At 46.1% G+C, this 9,099-nt stretch carries 7 protein-coding genes; 5 read left to right on the top strand and 2 right to left on the bottom strand.

Annotation, left to right across the window (positions count from 1 at the left end):
* Both tssC and tssB read right to left on the bottom strand, forming a co-directional pair.
* Positions 1 to 1,280 (bottom strand): type VI secretion system contractile sheath large subunit (gene tssC, locus ACTHUG_RS11090; protein WP_440386789.1); only part of this gene is annotated, 1,280 nt, incomplete at its 3' end.
* 38 nt (positions 1,281 to 1,318) lie between these two features.
* Positions 1,319 to 1,819: a type VI secretion system contractile sheath small subunit gene (gene tssB / locus ACTHUG_RS11085; RefSeq protein WP_070589491.1), complete on the bottom strand. Its 501-nt coding sequence runs from the start codon at positions 1,817 to 1,819 to the stop codon at positions 1,319 to 1,321.
* A gap of 159 nt (positions 1,820 to 1,978) precedes the next feature.
* Here tssB and tssK point away from each other — a divergent pair, with 159 nt between their 5' ends.
* The 5 genes from tssK to tssH all read left to right on the top strand — a co-directional run bounded on the left by tssK (position 1,979) and on the right by tssH (position 9,093).
* Positions 1,979 to 3,325, top strand: a complete 1,347-nt coding sequence (gene tssK, locus ACTHUG_RS11080; RefSeq protein ID WP_440386790.1) for a type VI secretion system baseplate subunit TssK — start codon at positions 1,979 to 1,981, stop codon at positions 3,323 to 3,325.
* Between the two features lie 3 nt (positions 3,326 to 3,328).
* Positions 3,329 to 3,991, top strand: a complete 663-nt coding sequence (locus ACTHUG_RS11075) for a DotU/TssL family secretion system protein (RefSeq protein WP_440386791.1) — start codon at positions 3,329 to 3,331, stop codon at positions 3,989 to 3,991.
* A gap of 17 nt (positions 3,992 to 4,008) precedes the next feature.
* Positions 4,009 to 5,643 carry an OmpA family protein gene (locus tag ACTHUG_RS11070; protein WP_440386792.1) on the top strand — a complete coding sequence of 545 codons (1,635 nt, stop codon included), beginning with the start codon at positions 4,009 to 4,011 and terminating at the stop codon, positions 5,641 to 5,643.
* Positions 5,644 to 5,713: 70 nt separating this feature from the next.
* Complete coding sequence (locus ACTHUG_RS11065) at positions 5,714 to 6,202, top strand: Hcp family type VI secretion system effector (protein ID WP_107858381.1); 489 nt, start codon at positions 5,714 to 5,716, stop codon at positions 6,200 to 6,202.
* 71 nt (positions 6,203 to 6,273) lie between these two features.
* Positions 6,274 to 9,093 (top strand): type VI secretion system ATPase TssH, encoded by a 2,820-nt coding sequence (tssH, locus tag ACTHUG_RS11060; protein WP_440386793.1) that lies wholly within the window; start codon positions 6,274 to 6,276, stop codon positions 9,091 to 9,093.
* Positions 9,094 to 9,099: the final 6 nt, after the last annotated feature.

Raw genomic sequence — 9,099 nt, 5'->3', positions numbered from 1 at the left:
ATGTTTTCACGCTGGATCAGTTTGAGGTAGTGCGCCAAACGGGAAAGCAGGAAGACGTAAGGCAAACGGGCGTTGATACGGCTGTTTGCGGTTGCTTCTTTGGTTTCATACAACGCAGGTTTCTGTGTTGAGTTGGCGGAGAAGAAACAGGCGTAATCGCGGTTTTTATAGAAAGACAATGGAATAAAGCCCAGATTGGCAAATTCAAATTCACGGGTTTCCGGAATCAGGACTTCTGTCGGGATTTTCATTTGATTGCCGGTACCCAGGTCATACATGTGAATAGGTAAGTCTTCAATCAAGCCACCGGCCTGCGGGCCGCGAATCTGAACACACCAACCGTTATTGATGAAGCTACGCACCATATTGGCGGCAAAGGCGAATGATGCATTTGCCCACAAATAGCGGTTATGTTCCGTACCTTTTACCTGTTCTTCGTAATTGAAGCCGCGGACAGGCACGGTGTCGCTGCCGTACGGCAGACGGGCGAGGAAGCGGGGAAGGGTCAAGCCGATATAGCGTGCATCGTCTGTTTCACGGAAGCTTTTCCATTTGATGTATTCGGCACGATCCATGTAGTTGGCCAAATCTTGGATGGCGGCCACTTCTTCCATGCTTTCTTTACCGAAGAAGGATGCGCCGACTGAACCGATAAAGGGCATGTGTGCAGAAGCGGAAACACGTGAGATATTGCGCAACAAAGCCATATCTTGAGGGCTGCGGTCAAATTCGTAGTTTGAAATTACGGCACCGATAGGTTCGCCGCCCGGGGTGTCGTATTCGTTGCTGTAAGTGTGGCGGTACAGTCCGCTTTGCACGATTTCAGGCGCATCTTCAAAGTCTTGAATCAAATCTTCTTTGGAAACGTCGAGGATTTCGATTTTAACGTTGTGACGGAAGTCGGTTCGGTCAACCAAGAATTTCAAACCGCGCCATGCAGATTCAATTTTTTGAAATTCTTCGTTATGGAGGATTTCATCCAGTTGACGGCTGAGTTGTTCATCGATACGTGCGATGTGGTAATCGAGCAGGCTTTTGTCCAGGCGCTCCACCTTTTGAGAGGAGTCTTGGATCATTTTCATGAAGACACTGACAGCTGCCGCGATACGTTCGTCGGCAGAGGCTTCCGACATTTTCTCGGCACTTTGGAATTGCTCGATATCAATGACGGAGTCAACGGCGTTCAGATTGATTTTTTTACACAGATCTTCATAAACACTGTTTGTGCTTTCTTGTTCGATCACTGTAGTTTGGGCTTGGGCCTTTTGGCTTTTTTGCATATTTGAATCCTTACGGGTATTTCAGACGGCCTTTAATGTTACTTATTATTGATAGGTGCGATTTTTTCAAGACGGTCGCGTAGTTCGGCAGACAGGTTCTCGTCACGCAGAATGGTTTCCAATTCGCGACGGAAAGCAGAGTCGTCCAATAAGTTGGATTTCAAATCGCGAAGCAGGTTGCGCATAGCCAGCAAGGCACGCAATTCCGGTACATTTTGGGCAATTTGCTCCGGATGGAAGTCACGCATAGATTTGAAATCCAAATTCACATTCATCTCACCGCCGGCAGGAGAAAGTGTGTTTTTGACGGTCAGATTGGCTTTAGGATTGAAATCGGATAATACTGAATCAAAGTTGTTTTTGTTAATATTGACTTTTTCTTTTTCGGCAAGGTCGCGTTTATCTTGACCGTTACTGTAATCGCCGGTTACTAAAAGCTTAAGCGGCAACTCAACCTTTTTTTGTGCACCGCCGGTATGCAAATCCAATTTAATATTGATGCGGGAAGGCGGAACTTCGTTTTGAAAACTTTTGCTCACGATGAAATTTATCCTTTTTTGATAGATTAAATGACACTTATGTCATTTTTTCAAATAAAATGCAAGGTATGGGGTCAGGAAATATCCTGATTGGTTAGTATAAATGTTAGACAGATAGCTTGTCTATCGTATTCAAATTTACCGGAAAAAGGTTTTTCAGTGAAATTTCACAAGCCATTATGGGAAGAGGGGGTACTCTTATCTCCTCAACATTTTCAACAACAAGACAAATTCAACAATCATATGCATGCCCTGTTAATGAGAGTGATGGGGGATTTTAGGTGGGGCTGTTTTCAATGTGAATTTGACCGGCAGGCATTAGAAGTTGGAAAAATCAAATTAGATACACTTCAGGCATGCTTGCCGGATGGCACCTTAATTGATTTGCAGGCCGGCGGACGCCACGTCAATGTGCGCAATATTGAAGGTCTGCCTTTACAGCAACGAAATGTTGTATTGTTGGCACTGCCAGTCTATCAGGCACATGTTTCAAACTTGGTAGATGAGGATGAAACCAAAGATACGCCCAAGCGCTTTGTTAAGAGCTTTGAGAAGGTGGAGGATATTTTCTCTGCCGAAGAAACAGAGTTTGCGGTGGAGGGATTGAATCTCACCATTCGTTTCGATTTTGAACAAAATGACGACTATATTACCTGTCCTATCGGTGCAATAGAGAAAGATGAGACGGGCGCTTTCGTTTGGGCTAAAAACTATATCCCGCCATTGTTATCCATAACAGGATCGGAAACTTTATTCTCTTGTCTTAACCGTATCACTTTGATGGTATTATCCCGTATAGAGAATTTGTCTGCCCGCCGCCGCTCTCGGAGCGAAAGTGTCGTTGATTTTTCAGTTTCCGATTCGATGCTGTTTTGGTTTCTGCATGGCTTAAATACCATTTATCCGGAATTGAAGCACCTGAATGACTACCCTCAGAAACATCCGGAAGAGTTTTATAAACTTTTGGTACGCCTGCTGGGTATGCTGTATACCTTTAGAGCCAACGAGTCCGTTAAAGAAATAGACTCATATGATCACTTTGATTTGTTTGGAACATTCAACCGTTTGGAACAAAAGATCCGAGATTTACTGGATGAGGTTATTCCTTCCCCTGTTATCGAATTGTCGCTGGAGCATCTGAAATCGACGCATTGGCGCGCCCAAATATTTGATGACCGAATCAATGCTGATGCAGAGTTTTATCTTTCCGCCCATTCCGACTCCGTCGACTTCTCGGAATTGCAAAAACAGCTGCCTTTGGTCAGCAAAATCGGTGCGCCCGATGATGTGGAGCGTGTAATTAATACGGCAGTGGTCGGCGTACCTTTGCATCATCTCCATCAGACTCCGCCGGGCCTGCCTTTTAGAATGGACAATGTGTATTTTAGGTTGGATAAACGGCATGTCGCGTTTGATAGGATGATGCAGTCCCAAGTATGCAGCATTTATGTTCCGGCCTCTATTTCTGATTTACATTTAAGCCTATTTGCAGTAGTGAGTATTTAATATATGAATAATCAACCCTTAATTAGAACCGTTTTGAGAGATACTGCTTTGGCGGTATCTGCATTATCCGCCGGCTTTACACCTGACCATTCCGAATCATGGTATGTTCATTGCAAGAATCTGATTCAAGATTTAAAGGCAAAATTAGCCGAGCTTGGATGGAAAGAGGCGGATATTGAAGAAGTTTCATATGCACAATGTGCCCTTTTGGATGAAGTTGCACTGCGCACGCTGAAAGGTAACGACAGGGAAGTGTGGGAAAGAAACCCTATGCAGGTTTGTTTTTTCCAATCATATAATGCAGGGAATATCCTGTGTGACAGAATCGAATCTTTGTGTAAAAACCACAAGGATGCCAGCCCCTTGGTGGCGGAAACCTATCAGAGCGTGATCAACTTGGGGTTCAGGGGCCGATATGTTCTGGATGAAGATGCATTGCATACTGCACAGGAACAGTTGAAAAAAATCACTCCGGCCTTCCCAAGTAATGCTGTATCGGAAGATGGCAAGTTGTTTTATATAGATCAAAAGGGAATGCCGCTGAAAAAAGCATTCAGCCTCCGTCCGGCCTGGTTGCTTGTAGGAAGCATTGTTGTGGCAACGGTTGCATACTTTGCATTTGGATATTATCTGGATGGTTTGGTTGAGCAAGTACAAGCATTGTAATTTCAAGTGTTTATATAATGACTTATTGGAAAATTTCGGTTCTGGCGGTCTTGGCTGTTTTTGAGCTCGTTTTACTGTATGTGTTCGCAGTATATTGGCAGACAGGTTGGATAATCAAAGGCTGTGCTTGGGCATTATCCATTGGGGCGGCCTTTTATTATTGGCGTTTTTATCTAAAGAAAAAACACGAACAAATCAATACGGATTTTTGGAAGAAAATCTCAGGGGAATTGGATTCCAACGGAGATTTGGGTTGCTATACCATTCGTCTGCATGACTCTTCTGCGCCGAGAAAGTTGGTGGAGAGGGTAAATGAAACCGTCTATATCAACATATCGGGTTCGGAAAATCTGCATCCGGTCGTTTCCAATTTGCTTGAAAATACAGCCCATAAGTATGTTTCTGTGAGTCTGGAGCTGTGGCTTTCCCCTGCGGAAAATACCGATATTGCGACCACTTTGCGCACATGGTTGCGTAACATACTTTTTCTGCAGAAGAGCACGGGTTTGACTATCCCGGTGCACTGGTTGATTCAAACGCCGGTATCTTTTTTGTTTGATAGAAAAAACAGCCATTCCGTTTTTTCTATCATCAATAAGAAAGAACACAACCGTCTGCAGATAAACGAATTCTTAAAGAATCTGAAAAACGCCCTGTCCCTTAAATTCCTGCATGACAGCAATGCCCAGTATAGCCATCAATATATTTATCTGATGGAGGCACTGAATTTTTTAGAAGAAAAATTCTTAAAAAATACAGATAGCGGATGGGAGTATGTGGACATATGCAGTTTAAGCCTTGCCGATGGCGGAAATTTTCAAAATACATCTGAATGGGCCGCTTATCTTGTAAAAAATACAGATGGTCTTATTCCGACGGTAAAAAGTGTTCAACATGATACAGTAAGATACATCCTATCCGAATATCTGGATAAATATGCCGTTTATCATAGAAATCATATTTCAGATATGATTTTTAAGGTATTATTCATTGGTGTTGCCGGGTTTTTTCTAGCTACGTCGTTTTCAACCGTTAATAACAGCCGTTTGTTGGAACAAATTGGCACGCATATAGCGGACTTCCGTATGGAAACGGATAAAGCCGAACAGGATAGAAAATTAGGGTTGTTGAAGCAAGACTTGAAATTGCTTGAAGGATACCGTGATCACGGCGTTCCTGCATATTTGGGTTTGGGACTGTATCGTGCGCAGGCCTATATCCCCAAATTAAAAGCCTTAATCCCTGCCGAAATTCCTAAAGCACCCGAACCCAAGCCTGTTAAGAAGCCGGATCCGGTAGTTCTTACCTTGGACAGTTTGGCACTTTTTGAAACCGGACAGTTTGAATTAAAAAATAATGCCAATAAAGCATTAATTGGCGTATTGAAGGCAATCGAAGCACATCCTGATACCCGCATTTTAATTGAAGGCCATACCGATAATGTCGGAAATCCCGTTTCCAATCAGCAGTTGTCAGAAAAACGAGCTCAATCCGTCAAAGATTGGTTGGTGATTTCTTCCAATGTTCCGGAAGGCAGGTTTGAAGTCAAAGGTTTGGGCGATACCAAACCGATTGCAGACAATCAAACAGAAGACGGTAAGGCCAAGAACCGTAGGGTTGAGATTATCCTTATTCCCTCGGCAACACAGTAATTCAATGCAGCACAAGTTGCTTTAAGCCTTAAAACTTAAAGCGTTTTTAATAAAACTAAGGAGTAAAAATATGGCAATTCCTGCTTATATGTGGCTGAAAGACGATGGCGGTTCCGCTATTAAAGGTTCCGTTGACGTTCACGGCCGTGAAGACAGTGTTGAGATCGTTGAGTTCCAACACAACGTCCGCATTCCTACAGATGCCAATACTGGCAAACTGACAGGTACCCGCGTTCATGAACCTATCGTATTGTACAAAGAATACGATGCGTCTTCTCCATACTTGTACAAAGCGGTAACCACCGGTCAAACTTTAAAAGAAGTAGAAATCAAGTGGTATCAAATTGATGCATCTGGTCAAGAGAAAGAGTACTTCAATACCAAACTGGACAACGTTAAAGTTGTCGCAGTAGGTCCTGTAATGCACAATATCAAAGACCCTGCACGCGAGCGTTACAACCACTTGGAACGCGTTGAATTGCGCTACGAAAAAATCACTTGGACTTATAAAGACGGTAACATCATTCATTCCGACAGCTGGAACGAAAGCCGCGCTTAATCATCCACATAAAGTGCTGCCTGATAAAGGTAGCACTTTTTTATAACACATTTTTACATCAGGGATATCAAATGTCTGCACATGATCAAGCCTTATTATTACGTCGTCTGAATACGCATTGCCAACAGGCAATGGAAGCCGCCGCCGGTTTATGTCAAACACGGGGTCATGCCGAAATTACGGTTGACCATTTGTTTATCAAGCTATTGGAATTAGGGGATGGCGATGTCGGCGCCTTATTGAGACGTTACGAAATTGATTCGGAAAACATCTGGAACCCTTTGCTGGACACGATGGACAAACTGCCGCGCAATGTCCGCGGTAATCCTTCACTGTCCAAATCACTGGTCAGCCTATTGTCAGACGCATGGCTGCTGGCAAGTGATGAAGGCGCCTCGGAAATCCGTTCCGCTTATCTGTATCAAGCATTGTTGAAATCCCCTTACCGTCTGATGACGCAGGATGCATGGCCGCTGTTGAGTCTGACGGAAACCCAAATAGGCCGTCTGAAAACATGGTTGGATGAAGTCTCCATCGAAGGCACCAACAATACGTTTGCCCAAACTTCTGCCGAAGAAGGCCAGGACGGCACTCAGGCAGAATCCAAATCACAACCGGTTAAAGCAACCGGACAAAACGATGCATTGGCTCGCTTTACCGTCAACCTGACTGAAAAAGCAGCCCAAGGCGGTATCGACCCCGTATTTGGCCGCGAAACAGAAATCCGCCAAATGATGGATATTTTATCGCGCCGCCGTAAAAACAATCCGATTTTGGTCGGCGAACCAGGTGTCGGCAAAACCGCACTGGTAGAAGGCCTGGCCTTGAAAATCGCCTCAGGCGAAGTGCCTAAAATATTAGAAAACACACAGGTATTGGTCTTGGACTTGGGCCTGCTGCAGGCAGGTGCGGGCGTCAAAGGCGAATTCGAACAACGCCTGCGTAACGTGATTGAAGCCGTTCAAAATTCCGAAGAACCCATCTTATTGTTCATTGACGAAGCGCATACCTTAATCGGCGCCGGCAACAGTGCCGGTGGCGCAGATGCCGCCAACCTCTTAAAACCAGCCTTGGCACGCGGCGAATTGCGCACCATTGCCGCCACAACCTGGAGCGAATACAAACAATATTTTGAAAAAGATGCCGCATTGGAGCGCCGTTTCCAGATGGTCAAAGTAGAAGAGCCCGATGACGAATCAGCCTTTACCATGCTGCGCGGCTTGAAACAGCGTTATGCCGCTTACCATAAAGTCCATATTCAAGATTCCGCTGTCATTGCAGCCGTACAACTCTCCAGAAAATACATTACCGGCCGCCAACTGCCCGACAAAGCCGTAGACTTGTTGGATACAGCCTCCGCCCGCGTCCGCATGAGCTTGGATACCGTTCCCCATATCTTCGGCTTGATGGAGGCACAGGCCTCCTCGCTGCAACGGGAATTGGAAGCATTGGATGCCGACAAACAATTGGGCCGTCTGAACGCGTCGCAAGAAGAAAACATCCGACAAGTCGAGCAGGAAATTGCCCAGCTGAACGAACAGCGCGAAGAAATGAACCGCCGCTATCAGGAAGAAAAACAATTGGCGGACGAAATCCAATCCTTGATGGAAGCCGCCAAAAATACAGAATTGACTTCCGAAGAGCGGAAAGCCGCACAACAAAGCCTGACCGGGAAACAGCAACAGCTGGATGCCGTCGTCGCAGGCAAACCGCTGATTTTTACCAGCGTCGATGAAACCGTGATTGCCGACATTATCGCCGATTGGACAGGCGTGCCCGCAGGCAGTGTACTCAAAGACGAACTGGCCAACCTGCTGCAGCTCGAAAGCCTGCTTGAGCAACGCGTAGTCGGACAAAACGAAGCCATCCATGCGATTGCACAAAGTTTAAGGGCCGCTAAAGCCGGCCTGAAAACCAACGACTCCCCGTTGGGCGTATTCCTGTTGAGCGGCCCATCCGGTGTCGGCAAAACAGAAACCGCCCTGGCATTGGCAGACGCACTCTTCGGCGGCGAAAAATCACTGATTACCATCAACCTGTCCGAATACCGCGAAGCACACACCGTTTCCCAACTTAAAGGCTCGCCTCCGGGTTATGTCGGCTACGGCGAAGGCGGCGTATTGACCGAAGCCGTACGTCAAAAACCATACAGCGTCGTATTGCTGGACGAAGTCGAAAAAGCCCATAAAGACATCCTTAACCTCTTCTACCAAGTCTTCGACAAAGGCATGATGCGTGACGGCGAAGGCCGGGAAATCGACTTCAAAAACACCGTTATCCTGATGACTTCGAACTTGGGCGCAAACGAACTGACCCAGTTGTTAAAACCGCAAGAGCCAGAAGAGGCAGAAGAAGCCGCTGCAGAAGAAAACCAAGAAGCAAACGGACAAGAACAGATCGCCGATACCGAAGTAGAACTTTCTGCACAAATACCGGAAACCTCCCCTGAGCACACCGAGGTTTCAGACGGCCCGGCCGAAGCCGAAGAAGCACCCGAATACAGCTTGGAAGAACTGGCGGAAGCCATCCGTCCGATACTGACAGACCACTTCCAGGCCGCATTGTTGGCGCGTATGCAGGTCGTTCCTTACCGTCCGTTGGAAAAAGAAGCATTGGCCCAAATCGTCAGATTGAAGTTGGATAAAATAGCAAACCGGCTGTATGAAGCCCATCAAACACACCTCAGCTACAGTGAGGACTTTGCAGCGCTGCTGGCCGATTCCTGTACGACCGGCGACAGCGGTGCGCGCAACATCGACCACCTGCTGAACCGTCAGGTGATGCCGGCGATAGCCCAAAGCTTTTTACAATGGCAGCAGACGGCGGGTCATATGCCGGAGCGAGCGAGCTTGGAGGTTGGGGCAGAAGGTATAGACGTCTTGTTTGAATAAGGCGGA

This window comes from Neisseria sp. P0022.S009 (assembly GCF_051956675.1).
Classification (GTDB): Bacteria; Pseudomonadota; Gammaproteobacteria; order Burkholderiales; family Neisseriaceae; genus Neisseria.
This window is presented reverse-complemented; position numbering and strand designations above follow the sequence as displayed.